The organism is Paenibacillus sp. FSL H3-0302 (assembly GCF_037982245.1).
Taxonomy (GTDB): Bacteria; Bacillota; Bacilli; order Paenibacillales; family Paenibacillaceae; genus Paenibacillus_AQ; species Paenibacillus_AQ odorifer.
Window position 1 is genome coordinate 6,365,817 of record NZ_CP150284.1, and the last position, 25,951, is coordinate 6,391,767.

A 25,951-nucleotide genomic window follows, 5' to 3' on the forward strand; every position below is an offset into this window, starting at 1 on the left:
ACACGTGGTCTCCTTTTCTCATATTAAAAAATGCTATTTTACATACAGAAGTTCTGGATTATGTACGGGATTAAATGAAAGTTTCTTAGTGAACTGCCAACGGTCAGTTACATTCATTTTGTTATATATGCTCTTCACTACATTTCTAACTGTACCTTCACTAATTCCCAACTCGTTAGAAATACGCAATGCACTTTTTTCACATAACCACATTTGAGCCACCTCTTTTTCTCGGGCAGTCAAGTTGAATTGTTCAAAACTAAACTCTAGTCTAAGTAACTGCATCTCAGGGTTACTCCACATCCATTTCTCGGTAACGTTTTCAGCTATCTGTTGCATAAATGGAATAGCAAATTCGATTTGCAGTCCTTTGTAGAAAGAAATATCTACATAGCCTCTTATAACACCATCTGAGTAGAGAGGAGAACATACACAGTTCCAATTAGAAAATATAGAATTCGTATGTTCGCTCCCTTTAACTACTCCAATAGAATTCATTTCCATAGAAAGTGAAACACCATTTAGCCCGAAATCCTGTTTGGCAAAACTCTTCCCAACTCTTATTCCTGCCTTATCAAATTCTTCTTTTATATGTACTGAAGAGAAATACAGATCGAGAATTCCCCCCATATCATCTGTTAGAAAAGCCGCAAAATCTACCGATATATACTTACTAATTTTAATCATCTCGTTATGTAGGGAAAGAATCATTGCCTCGTGATAAATAGATTCCTGGCCAATCTCCTCAAAAGAGTGCGCACTCGTTCTTTGTGGGGCCTTTGAACTTTTGACTTTACCCAATGAAGAGATAGAATCCATTTGTTCCTTTTTTAGATCTTCAGCTGAACACCAAAGTTTTGTCTGATCGTATGTTACTGTCAATTCCAACTCCTCCTGATTTCCATCATTTATAATGTAAAATGATACCATTATATACTTAAACATTGAAGATTCAACCAGCTATTAACATATTTATTCATATTAGTAAATATCCAATGGGGGATATTTTCAAACTTTGTTATAAGGACCATAATTACATTTGTAGAACTTAAATAACCGCTAGATGCCCCATTTATTATTAATAATTATCCTTACACTCTCTTCTATTCAATGTGCCTTAAGTCATAGAAAAAAGAAACCTCTAAGGAGATAACACAGTGGAATTGTATAAAATTAATGAAAAACAAACATTCCAGTATTTTAATTTAGTCTCATATCGCAACACTATTCCTTCCAGTTGTTTACATCATAAACTAAACGAATTTATCCTTTCACTAAACAACTATAACCTCCAAAAGAATGGTCCTTTAATCACTTCTACTCATTCTGTATCCCGAAATAATGGCATAGAGATGGTGGATTTTGAGATTATGGTACCAGTAAAAGGAGAAATTAAAAAAAATCCCCCTTTTATATATAAGCAAGAATTCAAGTTAATAAATGCAATTTGCTTGATGTATGAAGGTAAAATGAATGGCATCAATTCTGCTTATGAATTTTTAGTCAAATATATCTCTCAAAACAATCTACATCAAATAACATCCGCATATAATATAAACTTATCTGAAGGTACTAGTGAAAATATAAAAATAGATATTTGTATTGGCATCAATCCTAGTCTTCTTTAACTAGTCAAAACTCGTCTATCTCGAAAGGAGGTGAATAGAATGGAACTGAGTCTTAATAGTCAATTTTCAACATTGTCCAACATTGAAACGATGGAGATTTCCGGAGGTATAAATTGGGATAATGTTGCTTATGGAGTCTTGGGAATGGTAACCGTGGTAGCCGCTGTTACCACAGCACCAGTAACGATTCCTACTGCGATTATGGCAGTGGGTGGATCAATAGTATCTGGATATCTTACTGGTAGCGGACTAAAACATTAAATATCTGTTATAAGGAGTGAGGAATTAAATGCTTTCATATGCCCCTAGTTTTTCAGAACTTACACTTGAAGATAGTATCAATATTGATGGTGGCGTTGATTGGGCCAAGGTAGGTGCAGGAGTGTTAGGTATGGTTACAATCATGTCTGCTGTTGCTGCCGCACCAGTAACAGCCACAGCCGCAGTTGTCTACATAAGTGGTACAGTGGCTGCCGGATATTTAGTGGGTACTTCATTCTAAATTTTGATGGAGACATTCATCTTCAGATGGATATGTCTCCATCTTTTCTTCTATAAAAGAAGAGAATAATCATAAATAGATTGCGAGTGATTTTTTTGAAAATAGATAAATTAATATCGTATCTAATTAGAATAGACATTACTTTAGGGCTAGTAATATCATTCTTATTAATTGTAAGACCTAATATAATCCTCCCATCCCAATGGTTTATAATGAATTTCTTAATTTTTCTAACAGGTATATATATATATAAGAAAAATAAAAACAAGACATTTATAGCAGTTTTTATTTATGCTTTCATCTATTTTTCTTTAGTCATATTAGATATGTTAACTTCAAAAGGTATTATTCGAAGTGACAATAGATCTGGAGATATTTTATTAAGCGTAGGATTAGTGGCGTTAGGCCTGATCGGATTTTTCATTGCATTTTACATGAGCAACAAAGATAAATGATTCATTGTATAGCACAGGTCACAATATAAAATCATCATTTAATAATTGCTTTTCGGAGGATTATATGGCATTCACTAAATACCAATGTGTCAAACAACAAGATATTAAAGACTGCGGGGCTGCCTGTCTCGCCACTATAAGTAAAAACTATGGTCTCAACTATCCTATAACTAAAATTCGCGAGATGTCGGGAACCGATAAAATGGGTACCAGCGCCTATGGCCTTGTTAAAGCTGCTGAAAAATTAGGATTCACTGCCAAGGCTGTAAAAGGGACTCACGAGGCATTCTTCGAAGATTTCCCCCTTCCGGCTATTGCTCATGTGGTCATAGACCAAACTTTATTGCATTACGTTGTTATTCATAAAATCACAAAAAAAACAGTTGTCGTTTCGGATCCTGCGAAGGGCATTGTTAAATATACACCAGAAGACTTCTTTAAAATCTGGACCGGTGTTCTCATATTAATGGTTCCTACCCCTCAGTTCAAAAAGGGCGGTGAGTCCAAGGGTTTATTCACTCGTTTTTTTGGTTTACTTATTCCTCAGAGAAGAATGCTACTAGGAATTTTTTTGACATCCATGCTCTATACAATATTAGGTATATTATCAGCCTTTTATTTTCAATTTCTGCTAGATGAGATTCTTCCTTTTGGCTTAAAGAAGACTCTGAATATAGTATCCATTGGAGTAATCATTCTATATCTATTCAAAGTTTTATTGAACGCTTTTCGTAGTCACATTCTACTAACATTGAGCCAAAAGCTTGATATTTCGCTAATTCTCGGCTATTACCATCATGTGTTGAAGCTACCCATGAACTTTTTTGGTACTCGCAAGACGGGGGAAATCATCTCAAGACTTATGGATGCCTCTAAGGTACGGGATGCCATCTCCAGCGCAACCCTAACCATCATGATCGATATTATCATGGTTATTGCGGGGGGAATCATTCTTTATTCGCAGAGTGCCCTTTTATTTGGTGTAACTGTGCTGCTGGTTCCTTTGTATCTAGCGTTAGTGTGGGGATTCCACAAGCCATTCGACCGGTTAAACCGTGAACAAATGGAGAAAAACGCCCAACTTACCTCCTACATCGTTGAATCCATAGACGGTATCGAGACGGTCAAAGCCTACCATGCGGAGTCTAAAGTTGGCTTTGAGACGGAACAGAAATTCATCACGTTTCTGAAATCCGTGTTCAGCTTTGGTATTTTCAATAATATACAAGGCTCGCTAAAAGGTGTGGTTCAGTTGCTTGGAGGTGTAGCAATCCTCTGGGTAGGTGGTAATCAAGTAATAAAAGGAAATATGACCATGGGTCAACTTATCACTTATAACTCATTACTTGCTTACTTCCTTGAACCTATTCAAAATCTCATCAATCTCCAGCCTACCCTGCAAACAGCTGTTGTAGCGGCGGACCGATTGGGGGAAATACTCGACTTAGAAGCGGAGAAGCTTGAGGATGAGGACAAGAAGATTCAACCCGCTTCATTAAAAGGTGATATTAGATTTGATCGTGTCAGCTTCAGATATGGTACACGTTCCCTTGTACTTCATGATATTGATTTGAGACTTAGACAGGGCGAGAAAGTCGCCTTTGTCGGTGAGAGCGGCTCGGGTAAAACCACCCTGATCAAATTGATCATGCAATTTTACCAACATGAAAAAGGCGATATCTTAATTAACAACTACAATATTAAAGATATTCATTTAGATAGCTTGAGACAGCGAATCGCATATATATCACAGGATACTTTCTTTTTTAGCGGAACAATCCGGGAAAATTTATGTCTGGGTGTCAATCAGGATACGGATCTGGAACAAATTGTTTCGGCCTGCCAGACCGCACAGGCACACGAATTCATTAATCAGCTTCCACTCCGCTACAACACTTTGTTAGAAGAAAATGCTACTAACCTTTCCGGGGGACAGAAGCAGCGACTAGCTATCGCCAGGGCAGTTCTTAAACAGCCCGATATTCTTATAATGGATGAAGCCACTAGTAATCTGGATTCTACAACGGAGAAGGCTGTATCGGAGACGATTAATGCTTTTGAAGACATGACTACGATTATTATCGCTCACCGGTTGAGTACAATCATGCGTTGTGATCGGATTTATGTCATGGATCAAGGACGGATTATTGAGCATGGAACTCATCAGGAGCTTCTGGATTACCGTGAAAAGTACTATGAATTGTGGAAAGATCAACTCCCTGGAGTTGAACAAAAACAAGAACATAACCATCAATATGCCGCAGGAGTAGGCGAGGTGTCTCTTGTATGAGCGCACAAATACATAACTTATCAGAAATGACAGATAGCAGAGAAATCATGGAATCCAAGACCAGTCCTGTGATTTCCATTTTCATACTTATCTTATTCATTCTATTGGGGGCTGCGTTAGTCTGGTCCTATTTTGGCCAGATCGATGAAGTTGCCAAAGCCTCTGCTGTAGTTAGACCCAATGAAAAAGTCAGTACCATTCAGACTTCATCTATGGGAAAAGTGGAACAGGTATATGTCCATGAAGGGATGCAAATTAAGCAGGGCGAGCAGTTAATTTCCTTTGAGCATAAAGAACTTGATATAGAATTATCCAATCGTAATTCAGAAATCAATAAGCTCACTAAGAAACTGCACTATCTCGGGCTGTATAAACAAAGCATTAGCAATTTAGATAATCAGTTTTCTTCTGAACGTGCAGATGAGGGTTACTATTATGACATGGTAGAACAATTTCTCCTTGAATACAGCCAGCAGCAGCAGACCTTTCAAGGAACCCAGGATCAGCTTACAGCTGCCATTCACGAGAATATAGGCTTGCAAGATTCTGCTACCTTTAGTGCCGAATCTAGTTCGGATAAATCTCTTCAGAATAAAATTGAATTGGAACGAAAAAAGAAACTGCTAAATGTTGAAATTGCAAACGAGAAATTGCTTGTGCAATCCATCAAAGAGAATCAAAATCTTCTTCCAATTGAAGATACCAAACGGACGGAACAATATAATACATACCAAATTAAATATGTCCAACTGTCTAAACAATCTGCTGAGAAAAAAGAAATCTATAATCGTTCGCTCAGCTTGGGGGACCGCCTTGTGCCTCAATCCCAGATTACAGATGAACAGCATCAATATGAAAGTTCATATTTGCAAATCAACCAATTCCAAACCGAAGCCGTGCTCAGCTCAGAAAGCAATATCACCAATTACAATCAGCAATTGGTTGAGATAGAGGTCAGCCTCGATTTGCTAAAAAATGGGCACGATCCATCAGTTTCAGAACGAAAAACTTTAGAAATGCAAAAGAAACAGCTGGCTGAGCAGCAAAATGATCTACTGAATCAAGAGAAACTTAACCGTTCATCTGAAGCAACCTCATTAAAAAAACTGAAACTTGACCGTATTGTACAGATTCATTCAGCAATAGAAGAAAATAAAAGAACCTTAATTACGCTGCAAGAGGCTGTTAAGGGACTTGAGCTTGAACGAGACAAAAGACTGCTCATAGCACCAATTTCCGGGACCATTAATATTTTAAAAGAAACCAGCATCGGGGACATGGTACAATCCGGCGAAGCCTTGATCTCCATTATACCTAGCAACGAGTCAAAATATAAAATGAGCATCGCTGTACCTAATGCTGAAGCAGGAAAAATAGCGATTGGCAATAAAGTTGATTTCAGCTTTTCAGCCTTTCCTAAACAAAATTTTGGTTCCCAAAAAGGTACGATTACATCTATCAGCACAGATTCAATTATTCAGCAAGACGGTCTAAGCTACTATCTGGTGGAGGCAACGATATCCAATGACCCACTTGTTAATCGCAGAGGTGAACGTGGAGAGCTTCGTGTAGGGATGATAGCGCAAGCCTCTGTTATTACCGACTCCAAGAAGATCATTGATTTTGTTCTTGAAAAAATCAACTTAAAGGAATAGTGAGGTTGCCAGCTAAATGTTAAAGAAATCAGCTCTCTTGATACTCTCCTTCTTATTACTCCTATTGCCGCATTCCATTACAGTTTATGCTGATACGCAGGTATCCAGCGCAATAAAATCGCTTTCCATGGAAGAAGCAATCCAGCTAGCATTAACTAACTATGTAGATATCAAGCTCTCACAATGGAATATTGCAGAAACGGATTCCAAATTTTCATATGTATCATCTGAAGAGAAAAAGTTGGAGCAAAAAAATGTAGTCACAACCAGCGGGCTGCTGCCAGTAAATCCTGATATTTTTATCAATAGTATTCCTGGTTACGCTGATTTAAGTGAAGAAGAACAGGCAGGGGTCAATCAATCCATTCTCATTCAAATTATGATTAACACATCTCTGAATCAATGGGTTAGCGCTCAGAATGAAAGCCAAAACAGTTACAATCAAGAGACTAAAACAGCGCAGCTTAAGGAATTTCGTGACCAGTTACGCACATTAGAAACAGATAAAGTAATTAATCAGTTACGACTTCAAAAAACAGAAGCCCTCATCCGCTACTATGCTGTGCAGAAATATTATCAACTCTCTTCTCTAAAAAAAACGATTGAATATGACAAACAAGAAAGCCAATATTGGTTTCAACAGTCTGAGGATACCTTGCGGTCCTATGAGCATGGTCTTCTGTCTAAGAGAAGTTTGGACGATTTTAATCGTAAAAACATAGTACAAAAATCTATTTTTGAACGTAACCTTCGAAGTTATGAAGCTCAGTTAGAACAATTTAAGCTTGAGTTAGGATTATCATCCTATTCAGAAGTCCTTCTAGATGATGTCATTTCCAGTACACCAGAGCCTGTGAATTGTAATACAGTAATTAGCCTCTCTAGTAATTATGATTTACGCGAAGAAGATGCACGTATCACACTCGCCAAAGATAATCTTGACGCAGCTAAAGCTTCCGATGCTGAACTCATCACTTATTATTCAGTCCTATGGTCTAGCCAGATTGCACACAAAAATATAGTACAACAACAATTCGAAGAAAAACTGGCTAGTTATAAGCCGGAAGCAAATGAAATTGATTTTGAATATTCAGAACTAAAAGAGCAGCAATTGGAACTCGTACGCGTCTCCCAGGATAATGATACTCTCCTAAATAGCGGGTTAATCTCAGCGGCTCAGGCAGATCAGGACAAGCTGGATTTACTAAACTTAAATCGGCAATTCGATAAGCAAAAAGTAAAGTACGGTTTATTCCAAGCAAAAGTTACTTTGGCTCTTAGTGGAGTTATCCTCTAATAACCATTAATTTATCATTCATAACCCAAAGGAGATATCACAAGATGAAAACCATATCTAGCCTAATCGCAGCAACTCTTCTTTCTACCGCTATCGCCTGGCCTGTCCATGCCGCAGAGAAGCCAATCTCCATTCAGATCAATCAGCAACAGCTCGCACTGAAGGGACAGGCTCCCTTCAATGATAATGGTACAATTGTCGTTCCTTTTCGCCCGGTTTTTGAAAAACTAGGACTTTCAATCGATTGGAATCAAACCACAGGTACCATAACGGGTACTAAGGAAGGGCTTACGATTACACTGCAACTAGGCAGCAAGCAGGCCAGCGTCAATGGTGTAATAACCCAACTTTCTGTTGCCCCTAAGCTCATCAATAATTCCACTTACATTCCGCTGCGCTTCGTTGGGGAGGCTACAGGTAATGAAGTCTCCTGGAATGCACACTCGAAGACAGTAACCATTACAGGCAAGACTAACCAGGTAAACCCGCAGGAAATCAATGCTTTTTTTGAAAAATACGTAACCTATACCAACAATGAGAATTATGAAGGGTTCATGAGCCTAATCGATAGCAAGTCTCCTCTTGTGATCATCGGGCCACAGATTAAGAGCCAAATGGAACAATACGATCTGACCACTTCACTTGATCAATTAGAGGTTATCAGCCTTCAACCCACAGAGGCTACGGTTCACACCGTTGAAACGACTACACACCTCAGCGGTCCATTCACCTTAGACAATACCTCTGAATATATTTATAGCTTAACGCGTACTGCCAGCACTGAAGACTGGAAAATCAACAACCTGCAGATTAAAGGCGTACAATATATACTCCCAGATAAACTGCTGAACGCTAAGCCAGCTGTGACGAAGTCGGATGAAACGGATATATTAGCTGTGCTTAAGAGCAACTTGGACTATACCAATGCAGAGAATATTCAAGGTGTGCTATCTACTATTGATCCTGAGTCCCCTGCTCTCGAACAAACCAAACAGCTCTTCAGCCAAATTTTCACAGTCTATGATCTAAAGTTCACTCTGGAATCTGCCAAAATCATTCATTATACCCAGGATACCGCAGCCGTATATATGGTTCAGACGAGCATCAAGCTTAAGGGTCCTGAGTTTCAGGATAACCGCTCCACCTCTGTCACAACGCTGAAGAAATCCAAAGCAGGCAAATGGATGCTGGATCAGACCTATCCGATTAGTGTAGACAAGTTAACTCCATAATTATAAGGATTTGTAACAAAACAAAAAAACGGCAAGCCCCATTAACCCGGAGGCTTGCCGTTTGCTTATCTAAAGCGCCGGAGCTCAATCTTACCCGCTTCCCCTACGTTCTCTGGCTGATACGGATATAGAACAGTTCCTAAATAGTTGGGACCACAATGGCCAATCTTTCAATCAATTCCCATCTCTCGCTGATATTCATCTTACTGTAAATACTCTTAACGATATTCCGCACAGTTCCCTCTTTCACATTAAGGTCGTTAGAAATTTGCAGCGCCCCTTTTCTTAGTGCCCAGTGATACGCTACCTCTCTCTCTCTAGGGGATAATCGATATAAATCACACTTCTCCTGAAATATGTACTCAATTAACTTCGGGCTTCGTTCCTTCAACTTCAACACAATCTTTTCGGATAATTGTTTAATAAAGAGAATCGAAAAACCAAGTTGCCTCTCGGCTTCAAATGAGATGTCTATATATCCACATATACAATCATTTATCATTATAGGAGCGCATACACAATTCCACTCTTTAAACATTGGCATACTATGCTCTTCTCCACGCACTACTGCAATTGACTCAACCTCCATCGCTAAAGAAACTGCATTCACTCCAGAGATTTGCTTCGAAAGATTAGTTCCACTCCTAATTCCATAATGATCTACTTTCTCCTGAAACGTTTCGAATGGACTGACAATATTAATAATATTGCCGGCTCGATCTGTTAAGAAAAAGACAAAGGGCAATAAGAGAAATTCCATTACTTTCGCCAATTCTGAATGTAATACTTCAACTAAAATCTCGTAGGGAACCAGCTCTTCTATAGAAAAGGATTTTTCTGTTTTGAGGTTACTCCAGGGTTGGCAAAATTCACACACGGAATTATTAGATTCTTTATCTACATCATCTACCGTAAACCAGGCACGTTCGCATTCAACAATATTCAAACAATCCATTCTCCCAACTTATGGTATTAATGAAACAGAGCATATCATATCACTCCCTTCAAAGGAAAACAATGACATAATTAGTTAGGGTTGTGGGAGATTAGTAAGAATTGAAATAACATTGTTTGGGTTATTTTTCTATGGCCGATTATTTGATAAGAAATTTTCACCTGTCCTGTATTCTTGGAATTTCGTCAAAAAAGAATAGAGCATAACAATTACCACTTGTCTATATCCTACCTAGAATATATACGAAATCCATTTTTTCTATGAAAATAGGGATATTCGTTGATTAGAAAAAAATTTCACAATGGAGTCTGAGACTAGCGAGAAATCATGCTCAACATATTTATATCTGCTACCCTGAAAGGAATGAATTCCATCAAGAGTTTAGTAGGGATTTTCAGTAGAAAGTATACAAAGTCTATTCCATTTTTACTTTTGTTTTCATTATTTATATTGGCATTTTCTGCGGTAAATAGAATATTTCCAATAATATCTTTCTTAATAATTATGTTAAATGCTCTGTACATTGTTGTGAAAATAGCAATATTTAAAATTAAAAAATAAATATTTATTTCAGGGGGGGATATTGCAATCTGGCAAAGCGCCTTTCAGCCTTTCCTAAACAAAGTTTTGGCTATTAGTTTAGACAAGTTAACTCCATAATTATAAGAATTTGTAACAAAACAAAAAAAACGGCAAGCCCCATTAACCCGGAGGCTTGCCGTTTGCTTATTTAAAGCGCCGGAGCATTAGTCTTTTCTGCTCCTTTACGCTCTTTTGCCGATTTACGGAAGTAGAACAACTCGTAAATCGCCGGCACTACAATCAGCGTAAGCAGTGTTGCTGCGGTTAAACCGCCAATGACTACAATCGCCAAGCTTTGCGAGACGATGCTGCCCATCTCGGCATGGCCGAACAGCAGCGGTGTCATGGCGCAGATGGTGGCGATCGCCGTCATGAGAATCGGACGCATCCGTGTTCCGGCAGCTTCTAGAATAGCCTCGTGGATACTCATATTGGCTTCATTTTGCTTAATCCGGTCAATGAGCACAATGGCATTCGTAACAACAATACCTATTAACATCAACGCCCCGAACAGAGCTGTGAAGTCAGGCGTTACACCGGACACGATAAGTCCAACAATCGCACCAATCGCCGCGAGCGGTAAGGAGAACATAATCGCCAGTGGAGCCCGAAGGGTTTTAAAGGTGAGTACCATAATCAGATAGACCAACCCGATGGAGATCAATGCCGTCATGCCCAAGTCGTTGAAATCCTCTGACTGATCAACTGACGCTCCGCCTGCAAATAAGGTCACGCCTTTCGGAAGTGTAAGACTATCGGTTTCTTTTTTAATATTCGCACCGATCTCAGATACCTTCTTCGGATCAACCTCTGCTGTAATTCGTACATACGGCTTCCCATCTTTATGGAACAACATTGCTGGTTCATTCCGAACCTCGTAAGTTGCGAGCTGAGACAGTGGCTTTGGCCCCTCAGCCGTTATGAGCGTCAGCGCTTTTAAATCCTGCTCCGTTTGCGGCTGAACCATAGGATCTAACACTACACCTGCTGCGTCACCATCGAGCTCAATTTGCCCCATTGGAATCGGATTAAGCATCGCTGACAGCTGCATTGAAATCTCTTGCGCATTACTTTGCGCCGGATCTACCTTAAAGGAAAATACAGGTTTCGTGTCCTCCATATTGCTGCTGACTTTTTGAATTCCCTCTACGGTCTTCAGCTTAGCGGTGACTTCTGTTGCTACAGTAGTAATATCCGCAAGATTATCTCCGACAATATCAATATATTCGCTGGTAGAGCTGGATCCCATCATACTCATTTGGTTAGCAACAAGTGTTGCTCCAGTGTATGAATCTTTTACCTCACGAACATGATCAATAAAATCCTGAGCATCTGCACCTTTTTTCATAACAACGGTATAGTCCACTAAGGTTTCAGAGGTAACACTCCCCCACTTAGCGGCGTCCGCACTATTCCCTGATTGCATGATTACCGTTTCTGCTTGTGGCTGCTTCATCAAATCTTGTTCTAACTGCTTTCCCTTTTCTAAAATATCTTTGACAGGAACATCCTTCGGATAATTCATCTGAACAGAAACATAGCTGGCATCCGAAGCATCGAGCGCCCCTTTGGGCATAGTCACATAAGCAGCAATGGAGCCAATCAGAAGCAGGAGACCCAACGATAAGCTAACCCATTTACGGCGAAGATTCCAGTCCAGAAAGCGGATAAACCATTTAGAAGGTTCGTGTTCTTTCATTGATGTTCTTCTCAGCAGCCATGAGCTTAAAAGAGGAACAACCGTCAAAGCTACTACTAGTGAAGTAAGCAATGAATAGGTCACTGTTAAAGCAAACGGCAGTAGGAAAGCTTGCAAACTACCACGCAAGAGACCCATCGGCAAAAATACTGCTACGGTAGCAATGGTTGATGAGGTAATCGCTCTAGCCACTTCCCCAGTTGCACTAATAATCATTTCACGGGAAAAGGGTTCTTTTTGCAGCCTACGGTAAATGTTCTCAATCACCACGATACTATCATCGACCAAACGGCCTACCGCAACCGCGACTCCCCCGAGTGTAATGATATTCAAGCTTATGCCGGAAATATTCAGCAGATATAAGGTGACTGCTAACGAAAGTGGGATGGATACTGCCGTAATCAGAGTAGCCCGCAGGTTACGCAGGAACAACAGAATCACAATCGTCGCAAATAATGCACCTAGCAATACCTCACGCATCATACTGTTCACCGAGCTAACTACCATATCCGATGTACTGAATACCACTGCTGCTTCTGCATTAGGAATGGTTGTATTAATATGATCTACGGCAGCCTGAATGTTATCTCCGACACTGACTGCATTCGCATTAGCCTCTTTGGTCACTATGGCGAATAGAACGTCTTTCCCGTTCGAACGGCTGACACTTTCCTGATCCTGCTTCAATTCGACAGCAGCGATATCCTGTAGCTTAACGCCCGCAGATACAGGAAGCTTTTTCAAAGTATCCATACTATCTATCGTAGAAACTACGTTAACATTGCCGGTCTGCCCACCAATCGTTTGCTCCCCAAGGGATGCCGATACATTACGTCCTTGAAGTAAACCTAATACTTGTGGAGTCGTGACTCCCTTCTCAGCCATTAATTTCGGGTCCAGCTTAACGCTGACCTGCGGAGTTACCTTACCATATAAAGCAACGTTCGCTACCCCTTCAGCTTTTTGCATCTCTGGAATGATAGTTTCTTCCGCAAGCTTAAGATTCTCTTTAGTCAGGCCTTCGTCAAAAGCAAGAGTAACCTGTGATACAGGAATCATGGAGGTATTCAACTGAAGTACAAAAGGAGCCATTACCCCTTCCGGGAACTTCAATGAATCGACGACCTTCTGGACCTCCTGCGCAGCATCCTTCATATTCGTTTTCGAATCATAAAAAATATTTACCTGCGCATATCCGTCTCCGGAAGTGGACAGTATTTCCTTCTTCCCTTTCACAAAAGCTGCTCCAGCTTCTATCGGCTTCGTTACATTAGTCTCCATAGCATGTGTATCCTGGCCAGGACCCAGCACAGTTACAGTCACTTGAGGATTATCCGCCTCTGGCATAAATTCCATCGGTAGCGAAGTGTAGCTCATCCCTCCCACCACAAGAGCCATGACTACTAAAAGCCCCACCGCAGCCTTGTTACCGAACGACCATTTTGTTAACCATTTCATTTTCTTTTTCCCCTTCCACTCCACATGATTTCTGGCACTCCCCTTATGTCTGTTTGATTATGTATTAATTTCCATCCCGAGATTTAGTTTAGTCATTTTTGGCTGAACCCAAAACAGCCCTACGGCTGGTTTCGTACTCAGTCTTAAGACGGGGAACTTTCCCCTTCTGTAGACAGATACCCGTCCTTTTTCTTGATGATGGCAACTGGAACGTGAGCATAAAAAAAGAGCCCCGTTAGCCATATAAATGACCAACAGGACTCCCTTTGTTATGGTTTATTTCCCTTCCGCACGTACTGGATCACGGAACATAAATTTCAATAGTGGCGGCGTTACAAGTGTAGTTACAATTACAACAATTATGACCGAAGTAAAATACTGTTGCTGTAACAAGCCGCTTTGCAGCCCTGTGGCGGCAATGATCAACGCAACTTCCCCCCGTGAAATCATCCCTGACCCAATAATGGCAGACGAGTGGTTATCAAAGCCTGTAAGACGCGCACCCAGACCGCCACCAAACAGCTTGGTCAGAATGGCAACAACCGTAAGCAAGATCACGAAGCCTATTTGACTGCCTACTCCTTCAAAGGAAACACTAAGTCCGATACTTACAAAAAAGACCGGCACAAAAATCGAATAAGCAATCGGCTCGAGCTTGGATTCTACCGTGTGCTTAAAGGAAGTTTGCGAGATAGCAATCCCAGCCGCAAAGGCACCAATGATTCCTGCCATCCCCATGATTTCAGCAAAATAGGCGAATGCGAAACAAATCATTAACGCTGCTGAAATAATCGCCTCTGTCACCTTCAACGGAGCCATCCATTTCATGACCCGAGGAACAATGAACCAGCCGGCAATAATCGCTACGGCAAAGAACAACACCTTTTTCCCAATTAAAAGACCAATAGAAACGTCTGTACCTGTACCAAAAAAGCTCATCAGAACAGCGAGCAAAATAACAACTAGAATATCATCTACTACGGCAGCCCCCAGAATTGTAGAGCCTTCACGTGTGTTCAGCTTATTCATATCTTTTAACACCTGCACCGATATGCTGACCGATGTTGCACTAAGAATAACGCCCATAAACAAAGCATTATGATAAGCAAAACCAAACATTTCTCCTAAGGCGAACCCACCCAAAAAGGGTAATATAATTCCACCGACGGCTACTGCAAAAGCTGATTTCCAGTTCTTGCGCAATTGATCCAGATCCGTCTCAAGCCCCGCTATGAACATTAACAGTAGAACACCGATCTCAGAGATATAATGAATAAACTCTCCATCCTGAACCCAGCCCAGTACCGCAGGCCCCAGTATGATTCCCACAATAAGCTTACCTAGCACAGCTGGTTGCCCAAGCCGCACAGATAGATCACCAGCTACTTTGGTGAACAATATGATCAGCATAAGATATAAAACAAACTCCATCTTTCAATCCACTCCCTTGTTGTATATAAGAACTGCCAACCAGGAGCTTCTCCAAGCCAAAAAAAGACAAAGAGGAGCCCTTGTTGACAGGCTCCTCCAAAAAACAAATAATTATTCAATTTAACTTTATAAATTATATTATACCTATATTTAAAATAACTGTAAACCAGATGCGCCGATAATATAAATTATGCACATTTGATTTGTTCTAGAATTGAATTGCTTATTTCAGATAGAACACTTCACGTAAGGGCTGCATAGGCACCTCATCATTGAAATCAAATGAACCTTCAACCATCTTAGAGGTAATCGCATTCCAGCGGTTGCAAGCATCACTTTTGGCAATGTAATCAAAAGCCGCCTTACTATCCTCACACTCATAACAGTAAAAAAATTGATTGCCATTCTGAAAGATGGAATAGTTAGAAATACCAGCCTTACTGTGCTCCTCCAAAATTTCTGGCCAAGGATTTAAATGCATAGCTACATACTCCTCTAAACATTCTTCCTTCACCCGCCATGTCCAAGCCAATTTATTGCTGCTCATCTGCTCATCCTCCTAGAAATACCCTCTTTTACACATATTAAGAACTAGGGACATTTGATACCTATTATTGTACCTGAATAGAGTAGTCCAAGCTATGCATATCTATATGATCTATAAATTTTTAAGCGTTAATTCCTGCTTCACTCGGACGTAGAATAGCAGAACCAATCGCCAGCAGCACCGCGGCCATAAGACCCAAGATGGCAAAAGGCAGCCATAATTCATTCCAGCCTCCACCTGTAGCAGCGATATCGATCGCTTGGATCGCCCATTTTTGCGGTACAAAATTAGCTGCCTTCTGCATATAATCCGGCATAATGGATAACGGCCAGAAACAGCCTCCAAGCATACATGTTGGGGTCAGGATCAGCGAATTAAGCATGCCAGTATTATTGGGATTGCGAATCAGACCTGCTACCGTACTGGCTAAGCCCATGGAAACGAGCATAAATGCTGCAAGAACCAAAAAATACAAGTAGAGCGGTAATCCAAAGTCAAACTGCAGTACATAACGGCCCAAAGCAAGTACTACAACAATTTGAATTAACCCAACAATGAAGCTTCCCAGAAAATTACCGAGGGCAATCTCATACGAACGAACCGGGGCACTGAACATACGTTTCATTGTTCGTTCTCTTCGATCATCCATAATAAGCGACACTGAACTTGTAACCAGCCCCATTAAGAACATTAAAGTAAATCCTGTGACGATGCTTAAGCCCTCTTTTGGATATAAATCATAATCTGTTCTTATACTGCCTACACTATGTTGCTCAGCTCTCTGCATTACGGCAGCAAACTGTGAGTTCGAGTCCGTAGCCTCAGCCCGAGCTGCTCCAATTAGTCCAGCAGTGTTTCGCATTTCATCAGCAATTACACTGATTTTCATTTTTACCATAATGGATGTTTCGGTAGCCTTAAGCTCATACACACTAATTTGCGGCTCTTCTCCTGCAAGCAGTGCGGAGGTGAAGTTTTGCGGTATCAAAATACCGGCTTCTCCGTTCTGATCGATAATACTCTCCCTCAAATCAGCCTCATCTGTCTTCTCTACCAGCTTATAATCACCGGTATTCTCCAGCTCGGTAAGCAAATGTTTGCCCGCTGCACCATCGTCCATATTCGAATATAAAATAGTAGCCGGTCTCTCACCCATACTTCCACTAATTGCTACTACCCCGGCCACGACAAGACATGGCAGAAGAATATACGAAAGCAGCCCATTCCGAGAACCAATCGTTCTTTTCACCATATTCCAAGCAATCGTTAAGATCTTATCCATGGTAACCTACCTTCCGGTACGAGATAACCGCTGCACTGAATAGAACCAGACAGATGATCGACAAGACCAGCAGATTCGGCAAAATCTCTGAGACCTCTGCATGCAGCATCATTTTTAGAACAGCTTGTAGTACCCAGTGATTCAGGGTAAATGCCCCGACCGAGTTCACCCATGATTCCGGAAGTGGAGCCATCCCTCCACTAATGAAGGTCATGACCACAGTGATAACATTAACAATACTTCCTGCACTTGCTTTAGTTTTGCTAAACATTGAAATAACAATCGATAATGTCATGGAAGCTATGATCATTAAAAGACAGAAGAGCAGCAGCAAGCCCGGACGATTGCCCCAATTTACGCCAAACAACAAATGAGTCAGGATAATAATCGCTGCGCACTGCACTACACTTACAACCCCTACGCCTAGCATTTTACCAATAAACAGCTCAGAACCTTTTACCGGCATTGAGGTTATTCGGAAGAGGGTGTGATTTTCTTTTTCATTAAAAAGAGAGCTGCTGACGGTCAAACCGCTATATAGCAGAAACATCAGCATCATGGATACCGCATAGAATTGGGAGGCTGTATAGGATCGGCCACCTTCACTGAGCGCCCCAACCTTAACAGATGGCTGCTCTCCCAAACTTGGTGCAGTAGCGGTCAAAGCTTCTGGACCCAGCGTCATAGCTACAGATTGCTTATAGTTAATATTGTTCAAAAAGTTATCGAATACCGTCCCCGCAACCATGTTATCTGTCCGATCTTTGCCCAGAACAAACTCTAGCTTTGCAGTTTCGCCGCTTTGTACTTTCTTATCGAAGCCTAGGGGAACAATAACCGCATAAGCATATTTCCCGGCGCGCAGGCCACTTTCCGCTGTCTCTCGGCTCCCTACTTTGACCGGAATAATGATATCCTTAAGCTCCGGCGTCTTCAAAAAGCTGTCTATCATCGCCGAGCTTTCATACCCTTCTCCAGAAAGATTAACTACACCAACACGTACAGGGTCAATCTTAGACGCTGCCTTATCACCGATTACACTGGAGAGGGAAGCACCCAGCAGAAAGATCAAAAGCAGCGGTAGCAGAAACATATTAATGATGATTGAGCGTGAAATAAACAGCCTGCGAAGCTCATAAATCATAATTGTCCAAATATTTCTCAAAGCGTTCTCTCCCTCCTTTAATCGCGCAATGTCCGTCCTGTCAAACTAAGGAATAATGTCTCCAGATCCGGCTCCTCAATATTTAAAGAACCAATAACGCCTTCATGTTTAGCAAAAATAAATAAGATATCCTGCAGCTCATCCTGTGAGGAGGGGAGATACATTTCTACCGTTCCCTCTTTACTTTCCACTCTCGTGATCCGCGGGTGTAGACTAAGCTCATTGATTAGCTCCGGGGTGATGTTCGTTGCTTTGACCACTATTTTTTCTTCTTGAGAAACCCGTTCCCGCAGCTCCTTTTCCGTGCCACAAGCAATGATATGTCCCTTATCCATAATCGCTACCCGATCACAAATGGCTGCAACCTCTTCCATATAATGACTAGTGTAGATGACGGTTGAGCCAAGCCGATTCAGCTCTTTGACCGACTCAAGGATATGATTACGAGACTGCGGATCAATTCCTACGGTCGGCTCATCCATAATAATCAGCTTTGGATGATGCATGATGGCACAAGCGATATTCAAACGTCTTTTCATCCCTCCGGAGAAGGTGGCTGGTTTTTCTTTGGCCCGGTCACTAAGTCCTGTGAAAGCAAGAGCTTCCGCCACCCGCTCTTTCAGCAATTTCCCCCGCAAGCCATACAATCTTCCGAAAAAAGTTACATTTTCAGCTGCTGTCATTGTATTGTACAAAGCCAAATCCTGCGGAACCAAACCGATCTTTTTCTTAACCTCCAGTGCATACGAAGAGACTGATAACCCATCAATAACAATGTCTCCACTATCAATCTTTAGCAGGCCGCAAATCATACTTATAGTTGTACTTTTACCTGCCCCGTTCGGGCCTAGCAGGCCAAAGATCTCTCCTGCTTGAATCGTAACATTCACATGATCTACCGTTAATTTGTTCTCATACCGTTTCACCACATCGGTCAACACCGCGATTGCCATCTCTTATCTCCCCTGTCGTGTGTGCTTCTATATTTTCAATTTTATTCTAGGTTGAATTTTTGCGGATGTACGAAAGGTCATTTTTTGAAGGTGACTAAAGTCATCTCCTGAAGTGGTGGGATAATATGCTAAGATTATTAAAAAACATAAAGGATGACTAAGGCGTGCCCAGAGAGCTAAACTTATTGCGTTACGGACTCATCTTAATCCCTGCGTTTATTACCATTTATGTCTATCAATATAACGATTATGGAATCTTCACGCTGCATATCCTGATGCTTCTATTCCTTGTGGTCATGGTGCCAAAGCTCCCTCGATCTATTCATGCTTTGATTAGTATCATTGAAATCTTGTTCACGGCCTGGTTATGTTATCAATATGGCAGCATGATGATTTTCCCCGCTATATCAGCACTGCTTTATTATTCCAGACTCCAGCCTAAAGCAGTGCCTTACGTGTTCACAGGTGTACATCTGATAGCTTTGAACGTTGCACTCCAGAATTCTCCATCGCTCGTAGTGACTTACATTAACCTTTCATTTCTGCTAACTGCCTACCTAAATAAGCTATTATTGAAAGCTGGCCAGCGGCGCGAAGACACTCTTCTTCTATATGATGAGTTGCGCAAAAAGCATTTCGAGCTTGATGAAGCTCGCAACCGCCTGCTGGAGTTCAGCGCGCAAGTAGAAGAGTCTGCCCAGTCCAAAGAGCGCGTCCGAATCTCACGCCAGCTCCATGACGATATCGGCCACCGGCTAATCCGGATTAAAATGATGATGGAGGCCGCCCTCCAGACCTTGCCCACCTCTCCCGAGAGTGGAATGCAAATGATGGAACTGATTCGTGACCAGCTGTCGGCCAGCATGGACGATATGCGGTCCGCAGTTAAACGTATCAACTACACCCCGAAGCTTGAGGGAGCTTATGCGTTAGACCGGCTGCTCGAAGAGATTGGGCGTGAGACGGGGATCGAGACCTCATACCAAGTTCAGGGCATACCTTATCCGCTCTATCCTAGTATCCAAGTGATCCTGTACAAAAACGCCCGTGAGGCTATAACCAACGCCTTGCGGCATGGAAAAGCAACGTCCATCCGGATCAAAATTGACTACGCGCAAGCAGGAATCACTATGGAGGTTAGCAACAATGGATCACTTCCAGAAGAAGAGAAGCTCCGCAAATTATTGGGGCGTGGTGGGGACGGGATGAAAGGCATGTACGAGCGCACTCATCTGATCGGCGGAACACTCGAACTAAGGCAGGAGCCACATTTTACAGTCATTACGCGGCTGCCCATTTATAAGCAAGATGAGATTGTATAACGAAAGGAGCCATGCTAATGATTAAAGTGTTAATTGTTGATGACGACCCCTTTATTCGCCAAAGTCTGCAAGTATTGCTAGGGATGGACCCAGATATTGAAGTTGTTGGAGCAGCTTGTGAAGGTATCGAAGCCTTGGAATTACTTCAAGAAGGATTAATGGCCGATGTGGCTCTGATGGATATCCGCATGCCCGGCTGCGGTGGCGTTGAAGGAACGGAGAAGATTAAGCAGGCTTTTCCGCAAATTGCAATATTGATGCTGACCACCTTCGACGACGATGAATATATCATTGAGGCACTACGTAACGGAGCTAGTGGATATTTGCTCAAAAACATACCGCCAGACCGGATCATCCAGGGCATTAAAACGGTTTTTGAAGGGAACATGCTTATCCACCCTGATATCGCCCGCAAGCTGGCAACCTTTCTGCAGCCTACGGCACGGCAAGAATTGCCACAGGTACAGCCACTGGAATCCTTCGGATTGACCAAAACAGAGCTGGCTGTAGTGGCTTCTATCGCTGAGGGGCATAGTAACAAAGAAATCGCCGGACAGCTTTTTTTAAGCGAGGGCACCGTCAAAAATTACATAACGGATATATTAAGCAAATTAGAGCTCCGCGATCGTACGCAAATTGCAATTTTTTATTTGAAGAATAGGCAAGGTTGAACTAGTAACATATAGCATATGAATAGTCCACTGCCAAAGTTAGTTTTTCTTACGGACTCCAGTGACGCGCTGCTCCTTGGCGCGGGTTCGGACTCCAGTGATGCTGCTCCTTGGGCGCGAGTTCGGACTCCAGTACCGTTACTCCTTGGGCACGGGCTCGGGTTCGGACTCCAGTGACGTTACTCTTTGGGCGCCGGTTCGGACTCCAGTGACATTACTCCTTGGACGCGGGTTCGGACTCCAGCGACGCTATTTACAATTTTATCGGCGTTTGAGCAGAGTTTCGGACCCCAGCGACGTTATTCCTCAGAAAGAGGCTCATTTGGGGTATTTTTGATGCCAATAGCGGCTTTGGGGTCCGTTACCATTCTAAAAAAGCCAAAATGCTGCGATTAGGGGCAACTGGGTCCGATAGCAACTTCTCGCACGCGAAATTACCATCTAATCAAAAACAAAGATACCCCATTCACCATTTCATGGCTTATGGGGCATCTTCTAGTTATCCTTCCGCTGATTCCTGCTTGGCTTCAGTGGTTTTTTTTCGTTTAAGTTGGCCGTCCGGAAGGTTCCGACTGCGTATGCCTGTCTTCATCCCGATGATGCTGTAGATGCTGGAAGGCTTCGCCTCAGCGGTAATCATCCCATCTGTCTCCGGCACCAAAATAATGCCGAGCTGATGGTGATCCCCATCATAGATCGGGCTTTGAAGGTATTTACTCTCCCCTTCACGGTTCAGCACCTCCAGCTTGCAGAACGCTGGATTCATGCGCAGCGCCTCATGTAGCTGCGCCGCATCGGTCAACAGGACCCCGTTGACCTTCAGTAAGATCTCGCCGGGCAGGATGCCCAGCTCCTGGCCGGGACTGCCCGGCAGCACGGCCAGCACTTTGCGGCCGCGCGGTGGATGCACGAAGATGGGGCTGATGCTGCGCTCTTCCAGAGCGCTGTACCAGCTTAACCCTTCGTGCAGCACAATAGCTGCGAGCGCCGCGACCAGAGTCAGCGGGCTCCACCAAGCGGCAAGCAGGCTTAAGCCGAGCAGGACGATGCTGTAGATCAGCAGCCGTCCTGCAGTGCGGGCCGCCTTGCGCCCGGGCAGCATGCCCTGCGTCATCTCGCTGAAGCCGATGATGACGGGCAAAGAGACGAGGCCAAGGCTGCCGCCGAGCAGCGAGTGCCATGGCAAATCCGTTCCTGCTCCCGATGGGAGCAGCAGGAACAGCGGCAGCGGCCAGAAAGCCTGCAGCTGATAGCCGCCGACGACCATGCCGCGCTTCCCCTTCAGGAAGAGCGGCGTTGCAAGCTTGGCCCCTTGTCTGCGGGCCAGCAGTGCCTCCGCCATGTGCAGCAGCGCAGCTAACACTAGCAAAGCAGGAATATCCATCTCCCGTATGGCGGTGGTAATATTCCCTACCGTTCCACTATCTAAAGCATCTGGAAAGAAAGAAATTACAAATTGAATGATACCTAACAAGCCTATAGAATACGCAAAGCACAAATACCGCACACGCAGTAGCGACAACACGAGACTAACTACCCAAATGCAGGCTACAGCGGTACCTGATAATGATATTCCTAGCAGAACGGCTGCTATAGAGACGACCAAACCCATGACTAGACCACTCCATACCGTCCGCCACGTTTCCTGACCCCAGCTATGTAATTTCACATGTATCAGCTTTCGTTCTAATGCCACCTGCCTACGGTAATATAACGCAATAAATATAATAGCAATGTAGTAATACGGCTGGATCAATAAGTGTAAGAACGCAGTGCCCAAGCTTCCTAACAGTTCCTGAATCACATTCAAACTGTTCGTCACACTCCTTTTCGTCCGATGACTGATTTGAATATATTCTAATTCCTCTACGTCGGTTGGCATTTTCTTATCTAAAAGAAAAAAGAAGGCTGAATTCAGCCTTCTTACTTTTTCGACGCTGCCGCCTTAATTTCCTTCTGAATCTCAGCAATCCCTTTATTCCGTTGGTTGTCGTGAACAGGGTCTTGAATGACCTTGATCAGCGCCGCTTCCAGCGCCTCGGCTGTCTTGGCGTCAATTATGCCTGTGACTTGAAGCTTTGCTGTACTTTGGAACTTCTTCACTGCGTCCTTAGTGCCAGCATCGAAATAGCCATCTTTACGTCCAGGCTTATAACCCAAACCGTCCAGCATCGTCTGTGCACTCTTCACATCAGCGTTGTTCATATTATATTGCAGCGCCACGCTCTTGTTAATTGGAGCCACCGAGAAGTAATCCGGCTGCGCTACCGCGATATCCGGTTTAATGCCCTTACCGTGAATCCATGTGCCGTCTGGCGTAAGCCATTTGGCAATGGTAACTTTCAGCAAGCTGCCGTCTCCAAGCTGTTTGTCAAAGCTCGTCTGCACGGTACCTTTACCGAAAGAATTGTCACCGATCAGCTTAGCTCCTGCCGACTGCTGCAAAGCACCCGCCAATATTTCCGAAGCACTTGCGCTACCTTTATTCATCAGCACGACCACTGGATAAGCTTTACTCGATCCTTTTGAGGTACTAACTTCGCGTTTTTTGTCTTTATATTCTATTTGCACTATAGATTTGCCAGCTGGAACGAATTGCTCTGCCATTTCAATAACAATCGGAAGAACACCACCTGGATCATTACGGACGTCAATAACAAGTCCCTTCATGCCTTGCTTCTCCAGCTTCTCCAGCTCTTCCTTGAATCGTTCTGCGGTATTCAGGGAGAACTGCGTAACCTCGATTACACCCACATTGTCCTTTTCCATGGTAGCGTAGACTGTTTCAAGCTTTACATCATCCCGGGTAAGAACAAATTCGAGTGGCTCTACAGAGCCGGAACGTTGTATTTTCAAAGTGGCCTCACTGCCCTTAGGACCGCGAATCTTGGCAACAGCTGCATTCAGCTCCATGCCTTCCAGCGATTCACCGTTAACGGACAGAATAACATCTTTGGCCTGAATCCCAGCTTTCTCAGCAGGTGAGCCCTTGATCGGAGAGACCACGACTACCTTGCCATTATCCGAAGAGACCTCCGCACCGATACCTGAAAAGGAACCCTCAATGCTTTCTTCGAATTTCTCAGCTGTTTCTTTGCCCATATAGTTGGAATAAGGATCGCCCAGCGCTTCCATCATACCGTTGACAGCACCGTCTATCAGCTTCTCCCGATCTACTGTCTCGTAGTAATTGCTCTCAATCAGACTGAGAGCCGTTCCAAGCTTCTGGGATTCCTTCTGCTGAAGGCCAGTAACCTGCAATGCTGAGGCCAGCCCTTCTCCTGCAGCTTGTCCGATAACATGACTATAACCCGTCACGCCCAAGGTCACCAGACTACCGCATAGCAGGGCGGCGATAATCATAAACGCCGCTGTGCTTTTTTTTAACATGATGTTCCCACCGTCCCTTCTTGTCCATCTCGCAAACAACTCCATAAGTCCGTCCTGAAAGGTACGGTATCTCTTCCAGTATATGCCGTACGCTCAAATAATATGAGTTATAAGTTCTTAAAAATTAGAGATAAGGCATCGGATTTACTGTCTTGCCGTCGATCCGAACTTCAAAATGGAGATGGGGGCCCGTCGAATTACCTGTAGAACCGGATTCAGCAATCACATCCCCACGATTGACTCTATCCCCAGGACTAACCTTGATACCACCTTTACGGATATGTCCGTAGAGGGTCCAAACTCCGCCGCCATGATCAATAATTACACAATATCCATAACCGCTATACCATTCAGCTACGATTACCGTTCCCGAATCAGCCGCATGAATATTGGTTCCTTGTGGAACTGCAAAGTCTACCCCGGTGTGTACTTTCCCCTTCTCCCCCGTAATAGGGTGTGTCCGTGGTCCGTAGGAGGAGGAGATTCTTGCCGAGCCTACAGGGAGCAGGAAGGGTCCATCTCCACCAGCATACGCGGTTGAGGAGCTGGAGCTTGAACTGCTGCTTGCCTTGCTGGCTGCGGCTTTCTTGGCAGCTGCTGCTGCCCGGCGTGCCGCTTCTGCTTTGGCGGCTGCTGCCTTGCGCGCTGCTTCCTCAGCTTTAATCTTATCCTTTTGGGTTTCCAAAGCAGAACGTTCGCTTGCCAGCTTAACCAGCTTCTCATTCTGCTCTTCACTTAGATCATCGCTTTCTTGAATCTGCTTATCATAAAATGCGATAAGCTCCTGCTTCTCCGCTTCCTTCTCTTTCAGCAGGCTTCTCTGATTTTCCAAGGAGGTGTATAACTGCTTGGCTTGAGCATATTGCCCCTCAAGCTCCTGCTTTTTCTCTACAACTGTCTGCTTGTCCAGCTTGTGTTGGACTAACAGCTCCTGATCCTGATCCACAATCATCTTAAGCGAATCGGTGCGGCCCAGAAAATCAGAGAAGCTTGTCGATGAGAGCAAAACATCTAGGTAAGATACCGCTCCATCCGTGTACATCAACCGGACACGGGATCCTAAGAGTTCTTCTCTTGAGGCCACTCGTGCCTCTGCTTCATCCAATTCCGTTGCTGTAACATTAAGAGATTCTTCTGTATCGGAAATTTTGTTAGAGATTTCGGTCATTTTGCCTTTAACTTGATCCACTTGCTGCAATACATATTGTAAATTGATATTTGTCTTATTCTTATAGTGCTGCGCTTCCTGCGTTTGGGACTCCGCTTTCTCTTGCTGCGCCTTAGCTTCCTGCACCTCTTGTTGCAGCTGCTTTAATTGCTTATCGATTTCGGCAACACTTGTTTTTTTGGCATATCCATCAGAGGGTTGGAATATAGTGACAGCTAGTAACATTACGGCTAGTCCGGCGGCAATCTTCTTCAACTCGCACTCCCCAT

20 protein-coding genes are annotated in these 25,951 nt (G+C 43.1%); 9 read left to right on the forward strand and 11 right to left on the reverse strand.

What is annotated here, in order from left to right; all coding sequences use genetic code 11:
* Window positions 1-33 precede the first annotated feature (33 nt).
* A complete protein-coding gene (locus MHH50_RS28390; protein WP_076220106.1) occupies window positions 34-882 on the reverse strand; it encodes a helix-turn-helix transcriptional regulator in 849 nt (282 codons plus the stop codon).
* A gap of 275 nt (window positions 883-1,157) precedes the next feature.
* Between MHH50_RS28390 and MHH50_RS28395 the strand changes: the two genes are divergently transcribed.
* From MHH50_RS28395 to MHH50_RS28425, 7 genes are all read left to right on the forward strand, one after another.
* A complete protein-coding gene (locus MHH50_RS28395; RefSeq protein WP_076123797.1) occupies window positions 1,158-1,628 on the forward strand; it encodes a hypothetical protein in 471 nt (156 codons plus the stop codon).
* A gap of 39 nt (window positions 1,629-1,667) precedes the next feature.
* Window positions 1,668-1,889, forward strand: coding sequence for a hypothetical protein (locus MHH50_RS28400; RefSeq protein ID WP_076123799.1), 222 nt, complete (start codon window positions 1,668-1,670; stop codon window positions 1,887-1,889).
* 28 nt (window positions 1,890-1,917) lie between these two features.
* Window positions 1,918-2,130 (forward strand): hypothetical protein, encoded by a 213-nt coding sequence (locus tag MHH50_RS28405; protein WP_076123801.1) that lies wholly within the window; start codon window positions 1,918-1,920, stop codon window positions 2,128-2,130.
* Between the two features lie 519 nt (window positions 2,131-2,649).
* Window positions 2,650-4,875: a peptidase domain-containing ABC transporter gene (locus MHH50_RS28410; RefSeq protein ID WP_076123804.1), complete on the forward strand. Its 2,226-nt coding sequence runs from the start codon at window positions 2,650-2,652 to the stop codon at window positions 4,873-4,875.
* A complete protein-coding gene (locus tag MHH50_RS28415) occupies window positions 4,872-6,530 on the forward strand; it encodes an HlyD family efflux transporter periplasmic adaptor subunit (protein WP_076220104.1) in 1,659 nt (552 codons plus the stop codon). The genes MHH50_RS28410 and MHH50_RS28415 overlap by 4 nt, the downstream gene beginning before the upstream one ends.
* Before the next feature lie 127 nt (window positions 6,531-6,657).
* On the forward strand, window positions 6,658-7,827 hold the full coding sequence (locus MHH50_RS28420) for a hypothetical protein (RefSeq protein ID WP_340033749.1): 1,170 nt from the start codon (window positions 6,658-6,660) through the stop codon (window positions 7,825-7,827).
* A 44-nt stretch (window positions 7,828-7,871) separates the two neighbouring features.
* Window positions 7,872-9,059, forward strand: a complete 1,188-nt coding sequence (locus MHH50_RS28425) for a copper amine oxidase N-terminal domain-containing protein (protein WP_076123809.1) — start codon at window positions 7,872-7,874, stop codon at window positions 9,057-9,059.
* Between the two features lie 139 nt (window positions 9,060-9,198).
* Here MHH50_RS28425 and MHH50_RS28430 read toward each other — a convergent pair whose 3' ends face one another.
* The 7 genes from MHH50_RS28430 to MHH50_RS28460 all read right to left on the reverse strand — a co-directional run bounded on the left by MHH50_RS28430 (window position 9,199) and on the right by MHH50_RS28460 (window position 19,131).
* Entirely contained in the window at window positions 9,199-10,005 is an 807-nt protein-coding gene (locus MHH50_RS28430) for a helix-turn-helix transcriptional regulator (protein WP_076123811.1), read from the reverse strand.
* Between the two features lie 739 nt (window positions 10,006-10,744).
* On the reverse strand, window positions 10,745-13,753 hold the full coding sequence (locus MHH50_RS28435; protein ID WP_340033750.1) for an efflux RND transporter permease subunit: 3,009 nt from the start codon (window positions 13,751-13,753) through the stop codon (window positions 10,745-10,747).
* 276 nt (window positions 13,754-14,029) lie between these two features.
* The gene (locus MHH50_RS28440; RefSeq protein ID WP_076123814.1) at window positions 14,030-15,184 is read right to left on the reverse strand and encodes a cation:proton antiporter; all 1,155 of its coding nucleotides are present in this window, start codon (window positions 15,182-15,184) and stop codon (window positions 14,030-14,032) included.
* Between the two features lie 223 nt (window positions 15,185-15,407).
* A complete protein-coding gene (locus MHH50_RS28445; protein WP_038573529.1) occupies window positions 15,408-15,731 on the reverse strand; it encodes an L-rhamnose mutarotase in 324 nt (107 codons plus the stop codon).
* A gap of 121 nt (window positions 15,732-15,852) precedes the next feature.
* Window positions 15,853-17,013 (reverse strand): ABC transporter permease, encoded by a 1,161-nt coding sequence (locus tag MHH50_RS28450; RefSeq protein ID WP_076279162.1) that lies wholly within the window; start codon window positions 17,011-17,013, stop codon window positions 15,853-15,855.
* Window positions 17,006-18,178, reverse strand: coding sequence for an ABC transporter permease (locus tag MHH50_RS28455; RefSeq protein WP_081387166.1), 1,173 nt, complete (start codon window positions 18,176-18,178; stop codon window positions 17,006-17,008). Before MHH50_RS28455 ends, MHH50_RS28450 begins: the two co-directional genes overlap by 8 nt.
* A gap of 17 nt (window positions 18,179-18,195) precedes the next feature.
* Window positions 18,196-19,131, reverse strand: a complete 936-nt coding sequence (locus MHH50_RS28460; protein ID WP_036678569.1) for an ABC transporter ATP-binding protein — start codon at window positions 19,129-19,131, stop codon at window positions 18,196-18,198.
* A gap of 164 nt (window positions 19,132-19,295) precedes the next feature.
* Here MHH50_RS28460 and MHH50_RS28465 point away from each other — a divergent pair, with 164 nt between their 5' ends.
* Together MHH50_RS28465 and MHH50_RS28470 are read left to right on the forward strand one after the other, a co-directional pair.
* Window positions 19,296-20,453 (forward strand): sensor histidine kinase, encoded by a 1,158-nt coding sequence (locus MHH50_RS28465; RefSeq protein ID WP_312148761.1) that lies wholly within the window; start codon window positions 19,296-19,298, stop codon window positions 20,451-20,453.
* 17 nt (window positions 20,454-20,470) lie between these two features.
* A complete protein-coding gene (locus tag MHH50_RS28470) occupies window positions 20,471-21,124 on the forward strand; it encodes a response regulator transcription factor (protein ID WP_076310014.1) in 654 nt (217 codons plus the stop codon).
* Between the two features lie 499 nt (window positions 21,125-21,623).
* Here the strand turns inward: MHH50_RS28470 and MHH50_RS28475 are convergent, their stop codons facing one another.
* The 3 genes from MHH50_RS28475 to MHH50_RS28485 form a co-directional block, all read right to left on the reverse strand.
* Window positions 21,624-22,508 (reverse strand): PDZ domain-containing protein, encoded by an 885-nt coding sequence (locus tag MHH50_RS28475; RefSeq protein WP_340033751.1) that lies wholly within the window; start codon window positions 22,506-22,508, stop codon window positions 21,624-21,626.
* A 539-nt stretch (window positions 22,509-23,047) separates the two neighbouring features.
* Window positions 23,048-24,514 carry a S41 family peptidase gene (locus MHH50_RS28480; protein ID WP_076123824.1) on the reverse strand — a complete coding sequence of 489 codons (1,467 nt, stop codon included), beginning with the start codon at window positions 24,512-24,514 and terminating at the stop codon, window positions 23,048-23,050.
* A gap of 124 nt (window positions 24,515-24,638) precedes the next feature.
* Complete coding sequence (locus MHH50_RS28485) at window positions 24,639-25,937, reverse strand: peptidoglycan DD-metalloendopeptidase family protein (RefSeq protein ID WP_076123826.1); 1,299 nt, start codon at window positions 25,935-25,937, stop codon at window positions 24,639-24,641.
* Window positions 25,938-25,951: the final 14 nt, after the last annotated feature.

Excerpts from the sequence above, each read along its gene's own strand:
- MHH50_RS28400 (WP_076123799.1), top strand. The coding sequence starts at position 1,668 with ATGGAACTGAGTCTTAATAGTCAATTTTCAACATTGTCCAACATTGAA.
- MHH50_RS28405 (WP_076123801.1), top strand. The coding sequence starts at position 1,918 with ATGCTTTCATATGCCCCTAGTTTTTCAGAACTTACACTTGAAGATAGT.
- MHH50_RS28410 (WP_076123804.1), top strand. The coding sequence starts at position 2,650 with ATGGCATTCACTAAATACCAATGTGTCAAACAACAAGATATTAAAGAC.
- MHH50_RS28415 (WP_076220104.1), top strand. The coding sequence starts at position 4,872 with ATGAGCGCACAAATACATAACTTATCAGAAATGACAGATAGCAGAGAA.
- MHH50_RS28420 (WP_340033749.1), top strand. The coding sequence starts at position 6,658 with ATGGAAGAAGCAATCCAGCTAGCATTAACTAACTATGTAGATATCAAG.
- MHH50_RS28425 (WP_076123809.1), top strand. The coding sequence starts at position 7,872 with ATGAAAACCATATCTAGCCTAATCGCAGCAACTCTTCTTTCTACCGCT.
- MHH50_RS28435 (WP_340033750.1), bottom strand. The coding sequence starts at position 13,753 with ATGAAATGGTTAACAAAATGGTCGTTCGGTAACAAGGCTGCGGTGGGG.
- MHH50_RS28440 (WP_076123814.1), bottom strand. The coding sequence starts at position 15,184 with ATGGAGTTTGTTTTATATCTTATGCTGATCATATTGTTCACCAAAGTA.
- MHH50_RS28445 (WP_038573529.1), bottom strand. The coding sequence starts at position 15,731 with ATGAGCAGCAATAAATTGGCTTGGACATGGCGGGTGAAGGAAGAATGT.
- MHH50_RS28450 (WP_076279162.1), bottom strand. The coding sequence starts at position 17,013 with ATGGATAAGATCTTAACGATTGCTTGGAATATGGTGAAAAGAACGATT.
- MHH50_RS28460 (WP_036678569.1), bottom strand. The coding sequence starts at position 19,131 with ATGGCAATCGCGGTGTTGACCGATGTGGTGAAACGGTATGAGAACAAA.
- MHH50_RS28470 (WP_076310014.1), top strand. The coding sequence starts at position 20,471 with ATGATTAAAGTGTTAATTGTTGATGACGACCCCTTTATTCGCCAAAGT.
- MHH50_RS28475 (WP_340033751.1), bottom strand. The coding sequence starts at position 22,508 with ATGGATATTCCTGCTTTGCTAGTGTTAGCTGCGCTGCTGCACATGGCG.
- MHH50_RS28480 (WP_076123824.1), bottom strand. The coding sequence starts at position 24,514 with ATGTTAAAAAAAAGCACAGCGGCGTTTATGATTATCGCCGCCCTGCTA.